At 65.7% G+C, this 21492-nt stretch carries 23 protein-coding genes; 17 read left to right on the forward strand and 6 right to left on the reverse strand.

Annotation, left to right across the window (positions count from 1 at the left end; genetic code table 11):
- Nucleotides 1-95 precede the first annotated feature (95 nt).
- From murC to ftsA, 9 genes are all read left to right on the forward strand, one after another.
- Nucleotides 96-1511: a UDP-N-acetylmuramate--L-alanine ligase gene (gene murC, locus G391_RS0107280; RefSeq protein WP_029086932.1), complete on the forward strand. Its 1416-nt coding sequence runs from the start codon at nucleotides 96-98 to the stop codon at nucleotides 1509-1511.
- Nucleotides 1504-1875 (forward strand): glyoxalase superfamily protein, encoded by a 372-nt coding sequence (locus G391_RS0107285; RefSeq protein ID WP_029086933.1) that lies wholly within the window; start codon nucleotides 1504-1506, stop codon nucleotides 1873-1875. Before murC ends, G391_RS0107285 begins: the two co-directional genes overlap by 8 nt.
- A 118-nt stretch (nucleotides 1876-1993) precedes the next feature.
- On the forward strand, nucleotides 1994-3304 hold the full coding sequence (locus G391_RS0107290) for a S41 family peptidase (protein WP_029086934.1): 1311 nt from the start codon (nucleotides 1994-1996) through the stop codon (nucleotides 3302-3304).
- A gap of 109 nt (nucleotides 3305-3413) precedes the next feature.
- Complete coding sequence (murB, locus tag G391_RS0107295; protein ID WP_029086935.1) at nucleotides 3414-4340, forward strand: UDP-N-acetylmuramate dehydrogenase; 927 nt, start codon at nucleotides 3414-3416, stop codon at nucleotides 4338-4340.
- 39 nt (nucleotides 4341-4379) lie between these two features.
- Nucleotides 4380-4718, forward strand: a complete 339-nt coding sequence (locus tag G391_RS14200; protein ID WP_084169196.1) for a type II toxin-antitoxin system Phd/YefM family antitoxin — start codon at nucleotides 4380-4382, stop codon at nucleotides 4716-4718.
- A complete protein-coding gene (locus G391_RS0107305; protein WP_029086936.1) occupies nucleotides 4715-5137 on the forward strand; it encodes a type II toxin-antitoxin system VapC family toxin in 423 nt (140 codons plus the stop codon). The genes G391_RS14200 and G391_RS0107305 overlap by 4 nt, the downstream gene beginning before the upstream one ends.
- A gap of 82 nt (nucleotides 5138-5219) precedes the next feature.
- The gene (locus tag G391_RS0107310) at nucleotides 5220-6158 is read left to right on the forward strand and encodes a D-alanine--D-alanine ligase (RefSeq protein WP_029086937.1); all 939 of its coding nucleotides are present in this window, start codon (nucleotides 5220-5222) and stop codon (nucleotides 6156-6158) included.
- Nucleotides 6146-7000 (forward strand): cell division protein FtsQ/DivIB, encoded by an 855-nt coding sequence (locus tag G391_RS0107315; protein ID WP_029086938.1) that lies wholly within the window; start codon nucleotides 6146-6148, stop codon nucleotides 6998-7000. Before G391_RS0107310 ends, G391_RS0107315 begins: the two co-directional genes overlap by 13 nt.
- A 49-nt stretch (nucleotides 7001-7049) precedes the next feature.
- Nucleotides 7050-8384 (forward strand): cell division protein FtsA, encoded by a 1335-nt coding sequence (ftsA, locus tag G391_RS0107320; protein ID WP_084169172.1) that lies wholly within the window; start codon nucleotides 7050-7052, stop codon nucleotides 8382-8384.
- A gap of 3 nt (nucleotides 8385-8387) precedes the next feature.
- Here the strand turns inward: ftsA and G391_RS0107325 are convergent, their stop codons facing one another.
- Nucleotides 8388-8807 carry a hypothetical protein gene (locus G391_RS0107325; protein WP_029086940.1) on the reverse strand — a complete coding sequence of 140 codons (420 nt, stop codon included), beginning with the start codon at nucleotides 8805-8807 and terminating at the stop codon, nucleotides 8388-8390.
- A gap of 202 nt (nucleotides 8808-9009) precedes the next feature.
- On the opposite strand from G391_RS0107325, the gene ftsZ reads away from it, so the two are divergent.
- Both ftsZ and lpxC read left to right on the forward strand, forming a co-directional pair.
- Complete coding sequence (ftsZ, locus tag G391_RS0107330; protein WP_029086941.1) at nucleotides 9010-10569, forward strand: cell division protein FtsZ; 1560 nt, start codon at nucleotides 9010-9012, stop codon at nucleotides 10567-10569.
- A 178-nt stretch (nucleotides 10570-10747) separates the two neighbouring features.
- Nucleotides 10748-11650, forward strand: coding sequence for a UDP-3-O-acyl-N-acetylglucosamine deacetylase (lpxC, locus tag G391_RS0107335; RefSeq protein ID WP_029086942.1), 903 nt, complete (start codon nucleotides 10748-10750; stop codon nucleotides 11648-11650).
- A 140-nt stretch (nucleotides 11651-11790) separates the two neighbouring features.
- Here the strand turns inward: lpxC and pgeF are convergent, their stop codons facing one another.
- Genes pgeF through G391_RS0107355 form a run of 4 tightly spaced genes read right to left on the reverse strand, consistent with a single transcriptional unit; the run spans nucleotide 11791 to nucleotide 15044 of the window.
- A complete protein-coding gene (pgeF, locus tag G391_RS0107340) occupies nucleotides 11791-12573 on the reverse strand; it encodes a peptidoglycan editing factor PgeF (protein WP_029086943.1) in 783 nt (260 codons plus the stop codon).
- A 9-nt stretch (nucleotides 12574-12582) separates the two neighbouring features.
- Nucleotides 12583-13656, reverse strand: coding sequence for a class I SAM-dependent methyltransferase (locus G391_RS0107345; protein ID WP_029086944.1), 1074 nt, complete (start codon nucleotides 13654-13656; stop codon nucleotides 12583-12585).
- On the reverse strand, nucleotides 13653-14516 hold the full coding sequence (gene lgt / locus G391_RS0107350) for a prolipoprotein diacylglyceryl transferase (RefSeq protein ID WP_029086945.1): 864 nt from the start codon (nucleotides 14514-14516) through the stop codon (nucleotides 13653-13655). The genes G391_RS0107345 and lgt overlap by 4 nt, the downstream gene beginning before the upstream one ends.
- A gap of 57 nt (nucleotides 14517-14573) precedes the next feature.
- Complete coding sequence (locus tag G391_RS0107355) at nucleotides 14574-15044, reverse strand: NUDIX domain-containing protein (RefSeq protein ID WP_029086946.1); 471 nt, start codon at nucleotides 15042-15044, stop codon at nucleotides 14574-14576.
- A gap of 313 nt (nucleotides 15045-15357) precedes the next feature.
- On the opposite strand from G391_RS0107355, the gene G391_RS0107365 reads away from it, so the two are divergent.
- The 4 genes from G391_RS0107365 (at nucleotide 15358) to G391_RS0107380 (ending at nucleotide 17977) form a co-directional block, all read left to right on the forward strand.
- Entirely contained in the window at nucleotides 15358-16104 is a 747-nt protein-coding gene (locus G391_RS0107365; RefSeq protein ID WP_029086947.1) for an SDR family oxidoreductase, read from the forward strand.
- A gap of 3 nt (nucleotides 16105-16107) precedes the next feature.
- On the forward strand, nucleotides 16108-16473 hold the full coding sequence (gene folB / locus G391_RS0107370; protein WP_029086948.1) for a dihydroneopterin aldolase: 366 nt from the start codon (nucleotides 16108-16110) through the stop codon (nucleotides 16471-16473).
- Between the two features lie 62 nt (nucleotides 16474-16535).
- Nucleotides 16536-17600, forward strand: a complete 1065-nt coding sequence (locus G391_RS15745; RefSeq protein ID WP_029086949.1) for a hypothetical protein — start codon at nucleotides 16536-16538, stop codon at nucleotides 17598-17600.
- Nucleotides 17597-17977 carry a hypothetical protein gene (locus tag G391_RS0107380; protein ID WP_029086950.1) on the forward strand — a complete coding sequence of 127 codons (381 nt, stop codon included), beginning with the start codon at nucleotides 17597-17599 and terminating at the stop codon, nucleotides 17975-17977. The genes G391_RS15745 and G391_RS0107380 overlap by 4 nt, the downstream gene beginning before the upstream one ends.
- A gap of 6 nt (nucleotides 17978-17983) precedes the next feature.
- On the opposite strand, the gene G391_RS0107385 is transcribed toward G391_RS0107380, so the two are convergent.
- The gene (locus G391_RS0107385) at nucleotides 17984-18628 is read right to left on the reverse strand and encodes a DUF3617 domain-containing protein (RefSeq protein WP_029086951.1); all 645 of its coding nucleotides are present in this window, start codon (nucleotides 18626-18628) and stop codon (nucleotides 17984-17986) included.
- 133 nt (nucleotides 18629-18761) lie between these two features.
- On the opposite strand from G391_RS0107385, the gene G391_RS0107390 reads away from it, so the two are divergent.
- Nucleotides 18762-19874, forward strand: a complete 1113-nt coding sequence (locus G391_RS0107390; RefSeq protein ID WP_029086952.1) for a hypothetical protein — start codon at nucleotides 18762-18764, stop codon at nucleotides 19872-19874.
- Nucleotides 19875-19961: 87 nt separating this feature from the next.
- Nucleotides 19962-21461 (forward strand): sodium/proline symporter PutP, encoded by a 1500-nt coding sequence (gene putP, locus G391_RS0107395; protein ID WP_029086953.1) that lies wholly within the window; start codon nucleotides 19962-19964, stop codon nucleotides 21459-21461.
- Nucleotides 21462-21492: the final 31 nt, after the last annotated feature.

Below are 21492 nucleotides of genomic sequence, written 5' to 3' on the forward strand. Positions count from 1 at the left end.
CTGAATTCGCCTGTTGGCAGCCTAACCCGATGTGATGGCGAACCTCAAACGCGAGGGCAGGTGCATTCCCCCGTCGCTGAGTCTATGACGCCTGGATGATTCAGCGCCTGCGTCCCGTTCCGTTTGACCTCGGCCCCGTCCATTTCGTCGGCATTGGCGGCATCGGCATGAGCGGCATCGCCGAGATCATGCTCAAGATCGGCTATCAGGTGCAGGGGTCTGACGCCAAGGCGAGCGCCAACACCGAACGACTGGAAAAGCTGGGCGCGCGTGTTCTGATCGGCCACGATGCGGCGCACATCACCGAGGATGTGTCTGCGGTCGTCCATTCCACTGCCGTCAAGGCCGACAACCCCGAAATCCGCGCCGCGCGTGAGCGCCGTATTCCCGTCGTGCGCCGCGCCGAGATGCTGGCCGAACTCATGCGGTTGCAGTTCTCCATCGGCGTGGCCGGGACGCACGGCAAGACGACCACGACCTCGATGGTGGCGGCGCTGCTCGACGCCGGCGGCCTGGACCCCACCATCGTCAACGGCGGCATCATCAATGCCTATGGCACCAACGCCAAGGTCGGCGACGGCGACTGGATCGTCGTCGAGGCCGATGAGAGCGACGGCAGCTTCCTGCGCCTGAAGTCAACCGTTGGCATCGTCACCAACATCGACCCGGAACACCTGGACCACTACGGCGACTTCGACGGCGTGCGGAAGGCCTTCGTCGATTTCGTCGAGAATATCCCGTTTTACGGCTTTGCCGCCGTGTGCCTGGATCACCCCGAGGTTCAACGTCTGGTCGCCCAGATCGATAACCGGCGGATCGTCACCTATGGCGTCAATCCGCAGGCGATGGTGCGGGCCGAGAACTGCCAGATGGGGCCAGACGGCGCGCGCTTTGACGTTGTCATCCAGAACGGCGAGACGACCCGGATCGAGGGGCTGCACCTGCCGATGGCCGGCTGGCACAATGTCTCCAACGCCCTGGCGGCCATCGCCGTGGCGCGCGAGTTGGACGTATCCGACGACGCCATTCGCTCAGGTCTGGCCGGCTTCGGCGGGGTCAAGCGGCGCTTCACCACCACCGGCGTGGTCGACGGCGTGCGGATCGTCGATGACTATGGCCATCACCCGGTCGAAATCGCCGCCGTGCTCAAGGCCGCCCGCCAGGTGGCCGAGGGCCGCGTCATCGCGGTTGTCCAGCCGCACCGTTACACCCGCCTGCGCGATCTGATGGAGGACTTCTCCACCTGTTTCGCCGACGCCGACATCGTCCATGTGGCAGACGTCTATGCCGCCGGCGAGGAGCCGATCGAGGGCGTCGACAAACACGCCCTGGTCGACGGCATCCGCCGCTTCGGCCACCGCAGCGTACAGCCGCTGGAAAACGCCGCCGTCCTGCCGCGCGTCATCAAGGATGAAGCGATGCCGGGCGATGTGGTGGTCCTGTTGGGGGCGGGCGATATCACCGCCTGGGCCTATGCCCTGCCGGGGCAGCTTGAGGCGCTGGGTGACTGACTGGTACGCCCGGCCGATCTTCGCCGTCGCTGACGTGCCGGTGGCCCTGGCCTACTATGTTGATCGTCTGGGGTTCACCTGCGACTGGTCGTTTGACGAGGCGGGTGTGACCTTTGTCGCCCAGGTCAGCCGGGCCGGCTGTGAGATCATCCTCGGGTCGCAATGGCCGGACCGAAACGGCCAGTCGACCTTGTTCGTGTCGCTGGACCTTCCGGTTCTGGAGGCGCTGCGCGATGAGCTGGAAACCCGGAAGGTTGATATCGAGGCGGGGTGGTGGGGCTACGACCTGATGATCGTTGCCGACCCCGACGGCAATCGTCTGTATTTTCCCTACCCCAATGCCGAGGTCGTAGAGGCGAGTTAGTTGCCGGCGCACGATTTCGGACGCCGCCAAATCCGGGTTAGCTTTCGGGTCTGGTAGGTTGTGGAGGCGACCCATGGTGCATCTTGGTCGACGGTCTGCCCTGGATAGACGATCTCTGATGGCCGGCTTCGGTGCTCTGGCCCTGGCCGGACCGACCATCGCCACCGCGCGTCAGATCACCGGCGACTGGATTCCCGAACTGGCCGGGCGCTGGGACGTGACCTTCACGGTACCGCAAGGCGACGCGGCGACCGTTTGGGTCGTGGAACAAACCTTGTCAGGCGCGACCAGCGTGGCGACGGTGGGGCCGAATCCTATGGCCTTGGCCGTGCGCGAGACGCGACGTGATGGCTCGACGGTGCGGATGTCCGGCCCAACGAGCGCCGGCGAGGCCGTGCTGGAAGCGCGATTGAGTTCACGCGTTCTGCAGGGCCGTTTCACCGCCGGCGCGACGCGCGGAACCTTCGTCGCGACGAAACGGTCCGACGTCCGTACCCACACCGTTGTGGAGATGTTCGATCAGACCATCGGGACGTTCGAGGAGGTCCTGTTCACGCCCGCACCCTTCGACGCCGCCTGGGCCGCGCGCAAGGCCGAGCTACGCGCCACGCTCGAGATTGAGGGGGCGACCGAGCGGGACCTGGTGCGGGTCGTGCGAACCCTGATCGCCTCCACCGGCCTGTCGCACAACGACTACACTCTCGAGCCGCGCCCGCCGATCTTTGTGGCCGTCGAGCGTGGAGAGCCGGCGGTGGCATGGCGGCGGCTCAGCGACGGCGTCGGGCTGGTCCGTATCGCCAGCTTCGTCGAGGGTCCCGAAGCCCGCCAGCTGCTGGATGATGCCTTCGCCGACCTGGCCGACACGCACGGCCTGGTCGTCGACTTGCGGGGCAACAGCGGCGGCAATCTGGGGCTGGCCATGCGGCTGGGTGACTGGTTGTTTCCCGAACAGACGATGGTGGGGTCCTTCGCCACGCGTCGGGCGCTCGACGTGGCGGGGCTTGCCACGATGGATGCCCTGCCCGGCGAGGCCTTCGACACGTTCGGCGGCTATGATGTCGCGGCCTTTCAGGATGCCCTGACTCACGCCGGGGCCGTTCGCATCGCGACGGGAGGCCGCGCGCCGACCTATGAGGCACCGGTCGCTGTGTTGATCGATAACCGCTGCGCCAGCACCACCGAGGCCATGGCGGCGGTGATCAAGGAAAGCGGTCGGGCACGCCTGTTGGGCGCCACCACCGCCGGGCGGATGCTGTCCTCGCGCCGCCTGCCGGTGATGGATGGCTATACCCTGCGCGTTGCCTACGCCGATTTCCGCACGTCGGGCGGCGCGGTCGTCGAAGGCGTCGGTGTGGCTCCTGACGAGATCGCGGGAGCGGGGGATGCCGCCGTCCGTGCCGCGACGGGCTGGCTGCGGTCGCAGAGGTGAAGCGGGAGTCGCCACGGCTGGGTGGACGCGAGCCGCCTGTCGATCTATCCGCACGATTCAGCGTCCTTTCATCTGGTCCCGGCGGTCGCCGGGGTTAGCGGAGTTTCAGTTGGCCTCTTTCGACAATCTTCCCGCCGTTCGCGGCAAGCTCCTGCTCAACGAACCGCTCGGCCCCTACACCTGGTTCCGGGTCGGGGGAGCGGCGGACGCGCTGTTCATTCCTGCCGATGCCGAGGACTTGGCCGATTTTCTGAAAGTCCTCGATCCGGCGGTTCCGGTGACGGTGCTGGGTGTCGGCTCCAACGTCATCGTGCGTGACGGTGGGGTTGAGGGGGTGGTAATCCGCCTGGCGGGTCGGACCTGGGCGCAGGTGACGGCGGAAGGCGATACGATTACTGCCGGGGCCGGGGCGCTCGACAGTATGGTGGCCAAGGCCAGCGCCAAGGCGGGTATCGGCGGGCTGGAGTTCTATGCGGGCATTCCGGGGACGGTCGGGGGTGCCCTCACGATGAATGCAGGCTGTTACGGCTCCGAGACGAAGGACATCCTCATCTCTGCCTGGGGTCTGACGCGGACCGGCGAGCGGGTCGACTATTCGCTGGCTGACTTTGGCTACACCTATCGCCATTCGGTGGTGCCCGAGAACGAGATCATCTGGATCGAGGCGACCTATCGCGGCGCGCCCGCCGATCCGCTTGAGGTGCAGGCGAAGATCGACGAGATCACCAGCCGCCGCGAACAGACCCAGCCGATCCGCGAAAAGACCGGTGGCTCGACCTTCAAGAATCCGCCCGGCCATTCGAGCTGGAAACTGGTCGATGACGCCGGCTGGCGCGGCAAACTCTATCAGGCCCCCGCGCCCCACGGCGGGGGCGGGGCCAAGTTTTCCGAGCTGCATTCCAACTTCATGATCAATCCCGGTGCAGCCACCGCCGCCGACATCGAGGGCCTGGGCGACACCGTCCGCGCCGATGTCCTGGCCAAGACCGGCGTTCAGCTGGACTGGGAGATCAAGCGGATTGGCCGACCGGGGTGAAATTTGCCTCCACGGCCGGATATGACTATGTTGACCAACATGAGCCGCCGTGTGGATCCTAAGGACATCAAAGGTGCCGCATGGACAGTCGCCGAGGCCAAGGCCTGTTTTAGCGAGTTGGTGGCGCGTGCCCGCGCCGGAAAGCCGCAGAGGGTCACCCGCTACGGCAAAGAGGAGGTCGTTGTGGTGTCCGCCGAGGACTGGCGTCAGCTGCTTGAAAAGAGCACCTCGGTCGACGGTCGTGAGGGACAGTCCCTCTGGGAAGCCACGGTGCCGTTCAGGGATGCGGATCCCGACGGAGATTTCGCTGCGATCATGGACCGCATCGTGGAGGAGCGCGGGCTGCAGCCGCTCGATCCGAAGACGCTGGACGAGTGAACCAACTTCTCGACACCAATGTGATCTCTGCACTGACCAACGCGCGGGTCGATGCGGCGTTTGTCGCCTGGAGCGAACGTCAGGACCGAGTTCAGCAGGCTATCAGCGTTATCACCCTCGCCGAGCTGCGCTTTGGTATCGAGCACTTGCCTGCGGGAAACCGACGCATCAGGTTCGAGGGTGCGCTCGACGCTGTGATCCCCCGACTGTTCGCCGATCGAATTCTGGACGTCGATCGGCAAGTGGCCGATGCGTTCGGTCGTTTACTGGCTCGATCCCAGGCTCAAGGCTTGAGTGTAGGTGACCGCGACCTGATCTTGGCTGCGACCGCCATGACCCATGGCTTAACCATGGTGACGCGCAATGTCCGTCATTTCGAACCCTTGGGACTGTCCGTCGTCGATCCCTGGGCTGGATAAAACGCCGCGCTGGCCTTCTGGTAAACCAGACGTAAACCAAGATGACCCATCAAGGTCGCTCGCCCCCTGTGTCGAGTGATCCATGTCGCGCATTCCTTCTGAAACCCACGTCGCCGTCCTGATGGGCGGGCTGTCTTCGGAGCGTGAGGTTTCGCTGGTCTCGGGCCGCGAGTGTGCCAAGGCGCTTCGCGCCGCCGGGTTCCGGGTCACAGAGGTCGATGCGGGTCGCGATCTCGCCGCGGTCCTGACCGAGCTGAAGCCCGACGTCGCCTTCAACGCCCTGCACGGGGTCTGGGGCGAGGATGGTTGCGTCCAGGGCGTGCTGGAAACACTGGGCCTTCCTTACACCCATTCGGGTGTGCTGGCCTCGGCCCTGGCGATGGACAAGGACAAGTCCAAGGCCGTTCTGAAGGCAGCCGGCGTCGCCGTTCCCGGTGGCGGCCTGTTTGATCGCCACGAAGTCGCGCGCCGCCACGTCATCGACCCGCCCTATGTGGTCAAGCCGAACGCCGAGGGGTCTTCGGTCGGGGTCTATCTGATCCGCGAAGGCTCAAATGACTTCGCCACTGAGGTCGGCGCGCCCGACTGGACCTATGGCGATGAGGTCATGGTCGAGCCCTATGTCGCCGGCCAGGAACTGTGCGTTACCGTCCTGGGCGAGGCGACCGGTCCGAGGGCCCTGACGGTCACCGACATCACACCGACAAAGGGCTTCTACGACTATGAGGCCAAATATGCGCCGGGTGGGTCGACCCACAAGCTACCGGCCGAACTGCCGCCGGCCATTTTCGAACGCTGCCTGCGAGAGGCAGAGGCCGCCCATCGTGCCATGGGCTGTCGCGGGGTCAGCCGCTCCGACTTCCGCTATGACGCAACACGGGACGTTCTCGTTCTTCTGGAGGTCAATACCCAGCCGGGGATGACGCCGACCTCACTTGCGCCTGAGCAGGCCGCCCACATGGGTATGCCTTTCCAAGATCTGGTGCGCTGGATGGTGGAGGACGCGTCATGCCGGCGGTAATCAGAGGCGGACGTCGACAGGCGATGCCGGCCCCGCGGCGCCGGGCTGCGGCTCCACGCGGACAGGCGCGCGGTCCCCAGACACAGCCCCGCTTCCTGGAACAGGGGCTGACGCCGAGCATGGCCTGGGCGGGGGCGGGATCGTTCGTGTTTGTCGCCCTCATCATTGCCCTGTTCGGGTGGGGAGCCGAAATCGGCCGTGCCACCGGGCGGGCCATAGACAACCAATTTGCCGCCATGGGTTTCCGGCTGGAGCAGGTTCACATTCAAGGGGCCAGCCCAGCGGGCCAGCGCGCCATCCTCGATGAGCTGCGTCTCGAGAGGGGTCAGCCGTTCGTCTTCATGGACCTTGACGGTTTGCGGACCCAGATCGAAGGCGTCGGCTGGGTCAGCCAGGCTCGCGTTGTGCGCCTGCTGCCGAACACGCTGGTCATCGAAGTGGCCGAGCGTCGACCTGCCGCCGTCTGGCAGCTCGATGGCGCGGTTCGTGTCGTCGATGCTCAAGGCACCGTCATTCCGGGGGCCGATCCCGGGCGATTTTCAGAACTTCCACTCGTCGTCGGCGCGGGGGCCGAACAAGCCTCTGCCGAGTTGATCCCGCTGATCCAGCGGTGGCCGCGCTTGCGCGATCGCCTGGACGCGGCGGTCTGGGTGGATGGGCGGCGGTGGAATCTTTTGCTGCGTGACGGCGGGGTGATCCAGCTTCCGGCGGACGGCATCGATGCCGCGCTGGTTCAGCTGGAAGCCATGGATCAGCAGGAGCGCCTGCTCGATCTGGGCTTTGCACGCGTGGATATGAGGGTGGCTGAGAGCGTGGCGGTCGAGCCGCGCGGCTCGGCCTGAGGTTTGGTCAGGACGCCTCACGATGAGGCGTCTGAGTATTGGTGGGCGGATGGCGCGTCTGGGTGGACATGAGGCTTCCAGGGAAGGCCTGGGCTCGATGAGCGTCGGCAAGGCCGGGGCGATAACGGCGCTCGACCTGGGCGCGTCGAAGGTCGCCTGCTTCATTATGACGCCGGACGGCGTGCGCCGGGCGGATCAGACGATCCGGGTCGCCTATATGGGCCATGTTCAGTCGCGTGGCATTCGCGGCGGGGCGCTGGTTGATCTTGAACAGGCAGCCGATGCCGTTTCCCATGCCGTGCAGCGCGCCGAACGCGATAGCGCCGATCCTGTCTCCGGGGCGGTCGTGGCGACCGCTATCGGCCAGCAGGTCGGCCATCGGATCAACACCGTGGTGTCGTTGGGCGCTCGACCCATTCGGGATTCCGATCTGTTTCGCGCGATTGCCAGCGCCATGGGGCGGGCCAACCTGCCGGGCCGACGCCCGATCCACATCCTGCCGCTGCGATGGAGCGTCGATGCCGGGCCGCCGGTACGCGACCCACGGGGTCTGACCGGCGACCAACTGGGCCTGGAACTGCTTATCGTCACCATGGCGGAAACGGCCTTCACGGCCCTGTCCCACTGCCTGGCTTTGGCCCATCTGGACCTTGAGGGCGTGGTTTCGGCCCCCTTCATGTCGGCCCTGTCGGTGCTCGAAGAGGACGAGAAAGAGCTGGGCTGCGCCTGTATCGACATGGGCGGTGGCTCAACCACCGCAGCGGTCTTTACGGGGGGCGCGCTGGTGCATATCGACGGGGTCCCGGTTGGCGGCGCGCACGTCACCCAGGACATCGCTCGGGGCCTGTCCACCTCGATGAACGGGGCCGAGCGGATCAAGACCATGCACGGTTCGTGCATGGCTTCGGCGCACGAAGACGGCGAACAGATTGAGGCTCCGGCGCGCGGGGATGCCCCGGGTGCCCCGACGATCAAGGTCGATCGAGGGATCGTCACAAACATCATCGCGCCGCGTGTCGAAGAGACGCTCGAACTGGTGCGCGACCGGCTGAGGCAATCCGGGGCCCCGTTTGAGCCGGGTGCCAGCATCGTCCTGACCGGCGGGGCCAGTCAGTTGGTTGGCGTTCGGGAACTGGCCGTGCGCGTCTTTGACGGCCGTCCGGTCCGCCTGGCGCGCCCGCTGCGTAGCCCGCACCTGGCCGATGCGGCCTCCGGTCCTGCCTTCTGTGCGGCTTCAGGTGTGCTGGTCCGCGCCGCCTACGGCCCGCGCGAGGCGGTGTCAGCCAAGAAGATGCTGTCCGCCAAGATTGGTCCGGGGGCCACGTCACAGGGGCAGGACGGATTCGTGCCGCGGATGATCCGGTGGGTCGCCGAGAACTTCTAAACACTATTCGATGACGAAGCCCATCGCTCCGCGGCAGTTTCCAGCATCGCAGCCGGGCGGGTTCACGCCGGCATTGTTGAAGATCAGCGCATAGAGCGGCGTTCCGGTGGTCCGGGCGCGGACGCCGAGGGTGGTCAGGCTTGAGGCCAGGCCTGGGTGGGTCTGGATGTCGACGGCGATATAGGCCGGCGGAAGACGGGCCGTCCCGACGCCTTCACCATTGGCGCATCGAACGTGGGCGCGATCCTGGAAGGCGGCGACCTCGACGACATTGCACGTCACCCAGGAGAGGCCATTCGCCGGCCGTAGGTCCAAAAGGCTGCCGGGAAGACGGACGCCTTCCGGCAAGCGATAGTCCTGCGCGGTCGCCGATCCTGCCGTCGCAAGGGCGATGCCGGCCAGAATGATTGTCAGCTTCGACATGATCCCTCCGCATATCCATGTTCGGCGTAATCGTTAACCGAAAGATGGCGGTTAACAAATCCCTAGAAGGAATCGCGACTCACGCTATCGCGGTAACCGGTCCTTAAGACTGGTGAGCAATCATTAACCTTGTCCGTGGACGGTGCTTCGCAGGCGGCGACGCACAGTGATTTGAACGGATCGGGTCGGAGGTCGAAAAGATATGCGTGATCTGGGTCTTTCGGCGCCCAAGGCGACGGAATTGAAGCCGCGTATTGTGGTGTTCGGTGTCGGCGGTGCCGGCGGCAATGCGGTCAACAACATGATCGAGGCCAGCCTTGAAGGCTGTGACTTCGTTGTGGCCAATACGGATGCCCAGCATCTCATCTATTCCAAGTCGGATGCCCGCATCCAACTGGGGGCGACGATCACCCAGGGTCTGGGTGCCGGGGCCCATCCCGAGGTCGGCATGAATGCCGCCGAAGAGTCCGAAGAAGAAATCAACGCCCATCTCGATGGGGCGCACATGGTCTTCATCACCGCCGGTATGGGCGGTGGCACCGGCACCGGTGCGGCTCCGGTCATTGCGCGCTGTGCCCGCGACCGTGGCATCCTGACCGTCGGTGTGGTCACCAAGCCCTTCAGCTTTGAAGGTCGCCACCGCGCCCGCCTGGCGGATGCCGGCATTGCTGAGCTGCAGCGGTACGTCGACACCCTGATCGTCATTCCGAACCAGAACCTGTTCCGCATTGCCAACGAAAAGACCGGCTTTACCGAGGCATTTGGTCTGGCCGATGAGGTGCTGCTGGCCGGTGTTCGCTCGATCACCGACCTGATGGTGCTGCCGGGCCTGATCAATCTCGATTTTGCCGACGTTCGCGCGGTCATGTCCGAAATGGGCAAGGCCATGATGGGCACGGGTGAGGCCACCGGCGAAGATCGCGCCATCGCCGCCGCCCAGGCCGCAATCCAGAACCCGCTTCTGGACGACACCTCGCTGCGCGGGGCCAAGGCTGTGCTGGTCAATATCACCGGCGGCAAGGACATGACCCTGATGGAGGTCGATGAGGCCGCCAACATCATCTGGGGTGAAGTCGACCCGGAAGCGAACTTCATCTTCGGCGCGGCCTTCGACCCGGATCTGGAAGGCAAGCTGCGCGTGTCGGTGGTCGCCACCGGCATGGACGAGGTCGCGATCCAGAAGATCGAGCCTGCCCCGATGCGTCGTACCGAAGCGGTGTCGCGCACGCCGGTTCCGACCTCCACGGTGTCTGAGCCTGAAACGGCCCCGACCCCCGAGCCGATCGCGATCAAGGCCGAGGAAACGGCCGCCCAGCCTGAGCCGGCCATCCGTCGCGCCCAGGCGGACCTGGAGATCGCCGCCCGCACGCTCGACCCGCGCCAGATGGTCGTCGAGACGCCTGCCGAGCCGCGCATCGTCGCCCGTATCGTCGATCCCATGGTCGAGGACATAGAGGAGCAGGGTGACCTGTATCTGTCCGACCCGGCCCCCAGGACGACCGCCTCTCAGCCCGCACCGACGTCCTCCAGGGCTGACGACTCCGGGCTGTTCATGGACCGTCGCGAGCCGCCGAAGCGGGATCGCTTCAGCCTGTTTGGTCGTCGCAAGGCCGAGCCGGTCGCCCCGCGCGCGCCTGAGCCGGCCCGTCCCGCCCAACAGCTCAAGCCGACCCAGCAGGTCGAGTCGACGCCGACCACCGCTGCGGTGCCGGAAGAAGACGATCTGAACATTCCGGCGTTCCTGCGCCGCCTGGCCAACTAAGGCCGTCCCCAAACACCGGCGCACCGTCTGCGGGAAACCCAGGCGGTGCGTTCGCCTGTCTGGCGTTCTGGAAACAAAGAGAAACCTGAGTTTCATTCCGCGTGACAACCATCAAGGTTAAAGGCGGGATGGGGTAGCCCGCCGGTCGCGGGTGAAGACGAGTAACTGAGGTTTCACCGTGGCGTCTGCCATCAAGGATCAACACGAACACACCCTGGCGGGTCCGGCGATCTGCGCCGGCGTCGGCGTGCATTCGGGTCGCCGCGTGCGCCTGTCCATCCGCCCGGCCCCGACCGGGACGGGAATCGTCTTCGTGCGTTCTGACGTGACCGATCGGGACAACCGCATTCCGGTGACCGGTGACAGCGTCGTCGACAGCCGGCTGAACACGGTCATTGCCAATGCTGATGGTGTCCGTGTCGCGACGATTGAACATTTGATGGCGGCGCTCGTGGCGCTGGGTGTTTCCAACGCCGTGGTCGAGCTGGACGGCGAGGAAGTGCCGATCATGGACGGCTCGGCCCTGCCGTTTGTCCAGCTTCTGGATCGCGCCGGTTTCCGCCGCCAGCACACGCCGCAACGCTTTATCGAGGTGCTGGAGCCGATTGAGGTCACCGAGGGCGACAAGACGGCCCGTCTGGTCCCGTGTGACCGCTATGAGATGCGGTTTGAGATCGACTTTGCCAGTGCGGTGATCGGCAATCAGGTCGTGGATTTCGTCGTCGATGAGGCCACCTTCCGCAACGAGATCATGGCCGCGCGCACCTTCGGTTTCGCCCATGAGGTCGAGGCCTTGCGCCAGATGGGCCTGGCCCGTGGCGGCAGCCTCGAGAACGCCGTGGTCATCGACGGCGACCGCATCCTCAATGACGGCGGCCTGCGCATGGAGCGCGAGTTCGTGCGCCACAAGGCCCTGGACGCCATCGGCGACCTGTTCGTCCTCGGTGCCCCACTCCTCGGCCGCTACGAAGGCGTCAAGGGCGGCCACGCCCTGAACAACAAGCTGGTGCGTGAGCTGCTGGCCCGCCCTGAAGCCTGGCGCGTCGTGACTCGCACGCCTGAGATGGCGCAGACGGCGTAGGTTGCATCTCCTCCCCGGAGCGAAGCGAGGGGGAGGGGGACCACGAAGTGGTGGAGGGGTGCGCCTCCGCCGTATCCCGATAGATCTGCGCCGCCCCCTCCGTCTCGCCGCGTAAGCGCGCCGAGCCACCTCCCCACGCCCTAGGTCGCGGGGAGAAGAGAAATGCAACTCATCAACCGCCCGAAGTCCGGCTCTCCGTTCAGAAACGCCCGCCGGTTCGAGAAGAACAGCGCCGCATCCGCGCGCGTGTCGTGGCCGGTCCAGGCGGCATCCCCGACACCCGTCTGCTCCAGTCGCCACAGGACGAAGCCCGGCAGGTCGAACATCCGCTTGTCGGGCGTCGCGCCTTCGATGAAAAATCGGCCCGACCCCGGCGCTTCGGCCTCAAAGCGGTCCTGATAGTCGGCCCCGACCTCATAGCTCGATTGCGCAATGCACGGCCCGACCACGGCGACCATCCGTCTGGGGTCGGCCCCAACGCCCTGCATGGCCTGAACGGTCGAGGCCACGATACCGCCCAGTGCCCCCTTCCAGCCGGCATGGGCCGCGCCCACCACGCCGGCCTGGGCGTCAGCGAACAGGATCGGCGCGCAATCCGCTGTCAGCACCGCACAGATCACGCCGGAGGCCTGGGTCACCGCCGCGTCGCCTTCTGGTCGTTCGCCACGCCAGCCGCTCGAGGCGACATGGGCGCTGGCCGAATGGATCTGATAGCAGGCGGCGTAGTCGTCCGGCGTCCCGCCCATGTGCGCGGCGATCCGCCGCCGGTTCTCGGCCACGGCGGCGGGGTCGTCCTTTGATCCGACCCCGGTGTTCAGGCTGGCATAGATCCCTTTAGACACCCCGCCCTGGCGCGTGAAGAAGCCATGCTTGATCCCGGCCTTGTCCAGCAGCGGATGGGTGAGGGGAGACAGAGCGGTCATGGTTGCAGCCTAGGCCTCGAACCCCGGAACCTCCAGCGTGCGGGGGGAAAACACACAGGCGGCCTTGAACAACTGGCCCATCTGGTCCGCCGCAGTTAGCCGCTCAAGCTGACGCCCGATCACCGGGGCGGCGTCGGGTCGGGCTTCAGCCAGCCGCGTCGCGCGTGTCTCGATCCCCAGGGCACGCAAGAAGTCACCCTGACCCCGGCAGCCGGTCACATCAGCCCCGATCTTCAGGGCGGCATTCAGCACCATCGGAAAGTCCGCCCACATCGTCACATCGGCTTCGCCGGGTCGCGACAGGGGGTCGACCTTCTCGTGTCGCACAAGGGCCTGAAGTGTGTCGCCGGCCTCGGGCCGGTCGCGCCCATAGTCGATCAGCAGGGCCGCGCCCCCATGCTCGCCGACCAACCTCCCACAGACCTCCCCGAAGACAGCCTGTTGTCCGGCGACCTCGAACACCTGGCCGGGCACCAGCTCGAACTCCGGCTTGACGAAGCGGTCCACGATCCGGGCGTGGCCGAAAACCAGTTCGCCGTCGTCCGACACGCCCACACGGCGCTCGGCCCAGCCGTCGTCGGTGCGGACATATTGGCGGGCCGGCAAGCAATCGAGGACTTCATTGGCGATCAGGATGACGGGCGAATCCGGCTCAAAACCCTCCAGCGAGCGGACCCAGCGCGGTTCGACATCGCCGTTGGCGAGCATTCGGGCCTGGGCGTCTCGGAGGGGTGCCGACGGCTCGATCAGAACCAGATCCGTGGCCTGAATAAAGGCCGGGTCGGCATGGGCGGCACGCAGGGCATCGCTCATCAGCGTGCCGTCGCCGGGGCCCACTTCGATCACGTGAAACCGATCCGGCGCGCCCAGCCGATGCCAGGTTTCGACGGCCCACAGGCCGATCAGTTCGCCAAACATCTGGCTGATCAGGGGGGCGGTGATGAAGTCTCCGCCCGCGCCCAGCTTCGGCCGCGTCGCATAATAGCCGTCCTGCGGATCGTGCAGGCAGCGGGTAACATAGTCCGCGACTGTGATTGGGCCGGACTCCCGAATGTCGCGAACCAGCCTGTCCCTGAGGCTCATGCGCCCGCGTAGGGCGGGTTCTTGCGGGCCCGCCAGATCAGCCAGGCTCCGACGAGGACCATCGGAATCGACAGCAGCATGCCCATGGTGATCGAGCCTTGCAGGATATCCGGCATGAACCCATCCGGTTCGCGGACGTGTTCCAGCGCCGCCCGGATCAGGCCGTAGCCCAACAGGAACAAGCCGGTGACATAGCCTGGCTTGGCCAGCAGCTTGAACTTCCACACCGCCAGCCAGAGCAGAACGAACAGGCCGATCCCTTCCAGCCCGGCTTCATACAGTTGGCTCGGATGGCGTGGCTCCGGCCCGGCGGGGCAGATGCCGTTGTAGAAGGTCAAAATCCGGTCGTTGCAAAAGACCATGCCGAACGGGCCATCGGTCACCCGACCCCACAGCTCGCCGTTTATGAAGTTGGCGATCCGCCCAAAGAACAGGCCGAAAGGAACGGCCGGTGCCACCAGATCACCGAGCCGCAAAATGTTGATCTTCTGGGAGCGGGCATAGAAATAGACCGCCAGAATGACCCCGATGGCCCCGCCGTGGAAAGCCATGCCGCCTTCCCATATCTTGAATATGTCCAGAGGGTTGGCCCAGATGGGGGTGTCCAGGAACGAGCCGTAGAAGAAGACATAGCCCAGTCGTCCGCCGACGATGATGCCCAGCGTGATCCACAGGATCAGGTCGTCGATCTGGGCAGGGGTAGCCGGCGACTTGCCCGGTGCCCACAGGTAATCCCGCCGCGCCAGCATGACTGCATAACGCCAACCCAGCAGGATGCCGGCGATATAGGCCAGGGCGTACCAGCGGATGGCCAATGGGCCGAGCTGAACCAGGATGGGATCGAACTCTGGAAAGGTCACGGCGATTCCCTGCAAAGTGTCTGGCCCGACTTAGCAAGCCGAAGTCAGCCTGTCGCCTTACCAGTCGGCGGAAACCTCCGCCCCGTCGAAGATTTCGGCCAAACGCGCACGCGTCCCCCGGTTCAGATCGTCGGGCAGGGCGTCCAGGGCAAAGAACCCGACCTCGGCGATCTCGTGCCTCGAGGTCAGCTCGCCGGGCTCGCAAGCCTCGATCCGAAATATCGCGACGTGGTCACCCGGGAAGAACCGCTCATTGGAATGCACCGAGATCAGCCGTGGACGGGAGGTGGCGACCAGCCCCGTTTCTTCGCCGAGCTCACGAACCGCCGCATCTTGGAGTGTCTCGCCGCGGTCAACACCGCCACCCGGAAGCCACCAACCCTCGAGATAGGTGTGCTTCACCAACAGCACCCGCCCGGCCTCATCCTGGACCAGCACACGCACGCCCAGTGTCTTACCCCGGCTCAGCCGCGACCAGAGAAAGAACAGAGGCCGGGTCAACGGCTCAACGGCGATGCGCCAGGTCATGGGGTGTTCTTAGTCGGCGGCCGCACCGACGTCATCCGGCAACCCTTGTCGTCCCGGAATTCGCCAAGCGAATATCCGGCCGGGAGGGCTTCGGTCGCCGGCGTCCCGCTCTTCGCGCTGCGCGCTTTGGCGGGGATGACAAACTCAGCATTGGAACATCAAGCAAGCGCTGTCCCTTGATCCCCCGCCCATTGGGCCCTAATCCGGGGCCGCACACATCTCGGAGCGACCCCATGTTGGCGATCGGCATCATCTTCGGCTTCATCGCCGTCATCGGTATCTTCAACGTCGCCGAGTTCGGCCGGCTCGACTAATGGCCCGCGGCGCGGCGCTCGTCACCGGCGCAAGCCGCCGGATCGGACGCGCCATCGCGTTGAAACTGGCGTCGGCCGGGTTCGACATTGCGGTTCACTACCGCTCTGATCCTGACAGAGCCCAGGCGCTCGTCGGTGAGATTCAGGCTCTCGGGCGACGGGCCGCTGCGCTTGCGGCGGATCTGACCGATGAAGCGGCGGCTCGCCGGCTCGTGTCGGACGCCGCGAAGGTCTTCGGCCCCCTGACAGTGCTGGTAAACAACGCTTCGGTCTTTGAGGATGATCGCGCCGGTCACCTGGGTCGCCAGACCTGGGATCGGCATTTCGACACCAATCTGCGCGCGCCGCTGGTCCTCGCCGAGGCCTTTGCCGCGCAGGCGGGGGAGGGGGCCTGTATCGTCAATCTGCTGGATCAGCGGGTGTGGAAGCCGACGCCGCAGTTCTTCTCCTATGCCCTGTCCAAGTCGGCGTTGTGGACGGCGACCCGGATGCTGGCTCAGGCCTGGGCCCCGAAGATCCGCGTCAATGGGGTTGGGCCAGGACCGACCGCCGCCTCGATCCATCAGACGCAGGCCACCTTTGCCGCCGAGGCGAAGGCAACCTTGCTGGGTCATGCGGTGGAGCCTGACGAGATCGCCCAGGCGGTGCTCTATCTCGTTGACGCCCCCTCGGTGACCGGCCAGATGATCGCCGTCGATTCCGGTCAGCATCTGGGTTGGCAGACCCCCGACATCTTGGAGCCCTGAGCTTTGACCACCGACCCCATTCTGGATCACCTGACGGTGTTTGTGCGTGCGCTGGAGGTTCAGGCCGCCATCGGCATTCACGACCATGAAATGGGCCGGACCCAGCCGTTGATCATGGATGTCGAACTGGATTTGACCCCTCATCATGTTGAGCGGTTGGCCGATACCTACAACTATGAGCGCGTCGTCGAGGCGGCCGAGGCCCTTGTGGACGAAGGCCATATTGGCCTGGTCGAAACCTTTGCAGAGCGGATGGCGCGCAGCCTCATGGCCGATGACCGTGTCCGCCGTGTCTCGGTCAGGGTCGCCAAGCCGGAAGCCCTCGCCAGTGCCGATGCGGCCGGTTGCGCCATCACGCTCAGTCGATGATGCTTGTTTCATTGCGGCGGGTGGTCGTGCCCGCTAGGGATATAGGCTTGTGACGAGGACACATGGCCGAGCCTGAAGACCCCCATTTCGACGCGCTGCCACCGCACGACGATTTCGACGATGATCTGGTCGGCTTTGCGTCACCGCGCGCCCTGACCGCGACACCTTCTCCGGCCCCCGAACCGGAGCCGGAGCCGGAGCCGGAGCCCGAGCCGGAGCCGGAACCCGAGCCCGCTCTTTCCGTGGCCCCGGTTACAATGGCGGCTCCTGAGCCGGAGCCGGATACGGAACCTCAGCCGAACGTCGAGCCCCTCGCGGAAAGCCCGCCGGACCCTCAGCCAGGCCTCGAACCGGTCGTGGAAGCCTCGCCGGAGGTCCAGCCGGACCTGGAGCCGGTTGCGGAAACTTCGCCGGAACCCCAGCCTGATTTGATAACACCGCGTGAGCCTGAGCCGGACCTATGGGCGGAGCCGGTCGCGGCACCTGTTCAGGCCCCAGTCACCATCCGAGCCGTAGCGGTTCCTGATCCGATGGGGGATGCTAAGTCTGAACCCGCTGCGGTAAGGGAGGCGGACATGGCTGTGTTTGGCGATCCTGAAGCACCTGTCGCCGCGTCCTCCGAGGCCGATGCCGCGTCGACGGCACCTGCCGCGCCGGAGCGCGAGGCGCTTAGCCCGGTTCCGGAGGCGGCACCCGTTCCTCCGCCGCCCGCCGACGACGGTGCATTCGGACAGTTGGGGGCCACGCGGCCTTTTGAGCGGCCCGCGGGCCGCCGCGAGCCGGGCGTGACGGCGGATGGGGACGCGCGCCTTGCCCTGACCATCTATGCCTGTCTGATTGCGGCGGCCGTCAGTGTCGGGACCACGGCCTTGCTGGCTCTGTTCCTGTCCTGGACGGGACAATTCCTGGTCAAGAGCTGGGTCAAATCCCACCTGATCTACCAGTTCCGCACCAGTCTGGTCGGGGTGATCGCCGGGATCATTGGCGTGGTGACCTTCCCGCTGGGCCTGGGAGTCTTTGTCCTGAGCCTGACGGTCATCTGGGTCGTGGCGCGCGGGGCCACCGGCCTGATGAAGCTGTTGAAGCGTGAAGAGATTCGCGATCCCGGAACCTGGAAGATGGCATGACCGACGAACGTGACCACGATCTCGTCGCCGAAGAGGGCCGGCCCGCCGCCGCCGTCGTCTGGCTGCTCTATATTCTCAGCATTCCGTCGGCCGGGACGCTGGCGATTGTCGGCCTGATTGTCGGCTATGTGGCGCGCGGCTCGGCACGCGGTTGGATCCGCACCCACTTCGACCAGCAAGTTCGCATCTTCTGGCAGTCGTTCTGGTGGCACATCCTGCCGTGGGTTATCGCCGCCATCGTGGCGGTGGCCTTCGGCCCGGTGGGGCTGCTGGCGTTGCTGCTGCCCCTGCTTGTGAACCTGATCCTGCTGATCTGGTTCACTGTGGTGAGCGTGTTTGGCCTGATCGCGCTGGTTCAGGCCAAACCCGTCTCCTAGACCCGTCTAGCCGCCGATGTCGCTGCCCCCGCTTTGAGAGGCTGCCGCCGCACCGGCTGCCTGTTCGCGCATGTCGTTGACATTGAGGCGAATGCCCATGCCGGCCAGTTCAACGTCGCCGCCGCGCCAGCCTTCGGGACAAGCGCCCTGGTATTGGGCGGTCGTAACCACCTGGCTGGTGCCGTTCATGGCCGCCATCGGGGCCCCGGTCGTCGTGACGGTCGCCTCCATCCGATAGGCGGTCTGGAAGTCGCCGGTCATGGTTCCCGTGGTTTCGGTGACACCGCCGCCTTCCGGCGCGCAGCGGCTGGTGAAGGCAAAGCCGTTGCCCGTACGGGTGACGTTCTGCGTGCAGTCCTCACTGTGGGCCGACTCGGCCGAGCCGGTGTCCAGTACCGTCATGGTGTCGTCCATGCAGACGCGGCTGGTTACCGAGCGACCCTCGTTGCCCGGGAAGCCGGCGGTCATCTGCCAAAGGCCGGCCCGGGCCCGCGCGGTCATCGTGTCGCCGCCCGAAGCAGAGGCTTCGGTTGCTGCGCTCTCTGCGGAGGATCCCCCGCCGTCGGTACTATGCGTGCCCTCGCTTCCCGCTTGGCAGGCAGCCAGGCCGGCGATGGCCGAGACGGCAACTAGAGTGATCAGGGGTTTCATGCGGGCTCCTCCATCAGCGGTCCGATACCGCCATGCCTGCGATCAACAACGATGTCAGGATCAGGCAGGTTCCTGACAAGATAACACGGTTCATGCTTTAGTGGCGTTCTGACAAGGGGTGGAGGAGATTCCCATGCAAAACAGACTTTTGATCGTAACGTCTGCCATTGCGCTTTTGACGGTAGGGGCCGGCGGAGCCGCGGCCCAGCAACTGATCCGACCCAATACGACCGTTGCCGGCAGTCTCGATACCCGCGACCCCGTCTCGTCGACGGGTGGGCACTTTGAGCGGTGGCGGATTGACGCCGAGCCAGGTGAGATGGTCGTGCTGCGGATGAACTCCGGTGAGTTTGATCCTCTGCTTCAGATCGGACGCTCCGCCCCCGGCGGGCAGTTTCGTGAGTTGGCTTCGGACGATGACGGTGCCGGCTATCCCAACGCCCTGCTTCAGTACCGCGCGACCGAGGGCGGCACCTATGAGGTCCGCGCCACCAGTTTCAGCTCTGGCGGATATGGTGGCTACAGTCTGAGCCGTAGCACCCAGGCCTATGGCGCAAGCGGTCTGCCCATCGACATCGGCGGCTACATTGATCTGGACGACCCCGTCGATGCAGATGGCCGTCACTATGAGGCCTATCGCTTTGCCCTGACCAACCAGCAGGTGATCCGCATCCGGCAGGAATCCGATGACGTCGATACCTACGTCATGCTTGGACTTGTCAGCGACAATGGCGAGTGGATCGGTCTGTTCCATGATGACGATTCCGGCGGCGGCCTGAATTCCGAGTTCAACTACCAGGCCGTGTCGGACGAAATCTTCGAAGTGCGGGCCTCGACCTATGGAGCCGGCTCGACGGGCTCCTATCGCCTGACCGTCGAGGACGTCTCGGCCACGCCAGACGGCGGTATGCGGCCCGGCATGATCACCGGCGGCTGGCTGGCCAATAACGACAATCCCGATGGCGAAGGTCGCTATATCGAATACCGGACCTTCTATGCCGTGGCCGGTCAGCACATGACCGTAACCCTGCGCTCGGACGAGTTCGACGCCTATATGCGGGTCGGCCAGTGGTCGAACGGGGCCTTCCACGAAATGTGGTCCGATGACGATTCCGGCGGCGGAACGACGGGCTATGACGCCCAGACCAGCTTCGTGGCCCCCTTCACCGGCACCTATACGGTGGTGGTGACCAGCTTCGGGGCGAATGAACAAGGTCTGTTCAGCCTCGAGGTCGCAGCCTACTAATTCGGGAGGCGGCGGGGCGACCCGCCGCCTGATCCCGTCGAAATCAGGGGGTGGCCATCCTTGGGCGGTCCCTGTTACGCATGGGCCATGGAAACCGGCGTCCTCATCTCCCTCGGCCTGTACTTCATCCTGATGCTCGGCATCGGCGTCTGGTCGTACAGGGAAAGCACCGACGACGTGTCGGGATATGTGCTGGGCGGGCGCAAGCTCGGGCCGATGGTGTCGGCCCTGTCGGCAGGGGCCTCGGACATGAGCGGCTGGATGCTCATGGGCCTGCCGGGCGCCATGTTCCTGACCGGCCTGTCGGCGGCCTGGATCGCGGTCGGCCTCCTGATCGGGGCCTTCGCCAACTATCTGATCGTGGCCCCACGCCTGCGCGTCTACACCGAGCGGGCCAACGATTCGATCACCATCCCGGACTATTTCGACAACCGCTTCCAGGACGGCACCCGCTTGCTGCGCGTCGTTTCGGCGGTGGTCATCGTGGTCTTCTTCACCCTCTACACCTCGTCGGGCATGGTCGCGGGCGGCAAGCTGTTCCAGTCGGCCTTCGGGCTCGACTACGCCTGGGGTCTGTGGATCACCGCCGGCGTCGTCCTCGCCTACACCATGATCGGCGGGTTCATGGCCGTCAGCCTGACCGACTTCGTCCAGGGCTGCATCATGTTCGTGGCCCTCATCCTCGTGCCCGTGGTGGCGCTCGGCCACGTCGGCGGCCTGTCCGGTGCCGAAGAAACGATCCGCAGCGTCGATCCCGGCCGCCTGGATATGTTCAAGGACTTCACCCTGATCGGCACCATCTCGGCCCTGGCCTGGGGTCTGGGCTATTTCGGTCAGCCGCACATCATCGTGCGTTTCATGGCGGTGCGTTCGGTGCGCGACATCCCGATGATGCGCAACATCGGTATGAGCTGGATGCTGGTGACCCTGATCGGTGCCCTGGCCACCGGCCTGGCGGGCCTCGCCTACGCCACCCGCACCGGCCTGGAGGTCAGCGACCCGGAGACCATCTTCATCCTCCTGTCCGACGTGCTGTTCGACCCGCTGATCACCGGCTTCCTGCTGGCGGCCATCCTGGCGGCGATCATGTCGACCATCAGCTCCCAGCTGCTCGTCTCGTCCAGTTCGCTGGTCGAGGACTTCTACGGCACCTTCCTGCGCCGCAACGCCCCCCAGAAGGAGCTGGTCCTGATCGGTCGCCTGGCCGTGCTGGCGGTGGCGCTGGCGGCCATCTTCCTGGCCTGGAACCCTGACAGCAGCATCCTCAATCTGGTCGGTCAGGCCTGGGCCGGCCTCGGCGCCGCCTTCGGGCCGCTGGTGATCCTCAGCCTGACCTGGCGCCGCATGACCCGCACAGGTGCCCTGGCCGGCATGATCGTCGGTGCCGCCACGGTTCTGATCTGGATCTACGCCCCGCTCGGCCCGGACGGCGGCTCGCTCAGCGGCGTCATCTACGAGATGGTCCCCGGCTTCGCGCTCAGCTTCGCCACCATCATCCTCGTCAGCCTCCTCGGCAAGGCCCCGCCGCCCGCCGTCACCGAGACCTTCGACGCCGTCGAACAGGAACTGGCCGAGGCGCGGCGCTAGGGGGCGCAGCCGTCCCGGCGCCGGGTCCGCG

This window comes from Brevundimonas aveniformis DSM 17977 (assembly GCF_000428765.1).
Classification (GTDB): Bacteria; Pseudomonadota; Alphaproteobacteria; order Caulobacterales; family Caulobacteraceae; genus Brevundimonas; species Brevundimonas aveniformis.

Bases quoted from the DNA above. Each gene is read 5' to 3' on its own strand.
- G391_RS0107325 (WP_029086940.1), bottom strand. From the start codon at position 8,807: ATGTCGAAGCTGACAATCATTCTGGCCGGCATCGCCCTTGCGACGGCA.
- G391_RS0107310 (WP_029086937.1), top strand. From the start codon at position 5,220: ATGTCGCGCATTCCTTCTGAAACCCACGTCGCCGTCCTGATGGGCGGG.
- G391_RS0107290 (WP_029086934.1), top strand. From the start codon at position 1,994: ATGGCCGGCTTCGGTGCTCTGGCCCTGGCCGGACCGACCATCGCCACC.
- G391_RS0107345 (WP_029086944.1), bottom strand. From the start codon at position 13,656: ATGAGCCTCAGGGACAGGCTGGTTCGCGACATTCGGGAGTCCGGCCCA.
- G391_RS0107380 (WP_029086950.1), top strand. From the start codon at position 17,597: ATGACCGACGAACGTGACCACGATCTCGTCGCCGAAGAGGGCCGGCCC.
- ftsA (WP_084169172.1), top strand. From the start codon at position 7,050: ATGGCGCGTCTGGGTGGACATGAGGCTTCCAGGGAAGGCCTGGGCTCG.
- G391_RS14200 (WP_084169196.1), top strand. From the start codon at position 4,380: ATGAGCCGCCGTGTGGATCCTAAGGACATCAAAGGTGCCGCATGGACA.
- G391_RS0107355 (WP_029086946.1), bottom strand. From the start codon at position 15,044: ATGACCTGGCGCATCGCCGTTGAGCCGTTGACCCGGCCTCTGTTCTTT.
- G391_RS0107315 (WP_029086938.1), top strand. From the start codon at position 6,146: ATGCCGGCGGTAATCAGAGGCGGACGTCGACAGGCGATGCCGGCCCCG.
- pgeF (WP_029086943.1), bottom strand. From the start codon at position 12,573: ATGACCGCTCTGTCTCCCCTCACCCATCCGCTGCTGGACAAGGCCGGG.
- G391_RS0107365 (WP_029086947.1), top strand. From the start codon at position 15,358: ATGGCCCGCGGCGCGGCGCTCGTCACCGGCGCAAGCCGCCGGATCGGA.
- ftsZ (WP_029086941.1), top strand. From the start codon at position 9,010: ATGCGTGATCTGGGTCTTTCGGCGCCCAAGGCGACGGAATTGAAGCCG.
- G391_RS0107385 (WP_029086951.1), bottom strand. From the start codon at position 18,628: ATGAAACCCCTGATCACTCTAGTTGCCGTCTCGGCCATCGCCGGCCTG.
- G391_RS0107390 (WP_029086952.1), top strand. From the start codon at position 18,762: ATGCAAAACAGACTTTTGATCGTAACGTCTGCCATTGCGCTTTTGACG.
- G391_RS15745 (WP_029086949.1), top strand. From the start codon at position 16,536: ATGGCCGAGCCTGAAGACCCCCATTTCGACGCGCTGCCACCGCACGAC.
- murC (WP_029086932.1), top strand. From the start codon at position 96: ATGATTCAGCGCCTGCGTCCCGTTCCGTTTGACCTCGGCCCCGTCCAT.
- putP (WP_029086953.1), top strand. From the start codon at position 19,962: ATGGAAACCGGCGTCCTCATCTCCCTCGGCCTGTACTTCATCCTGATG.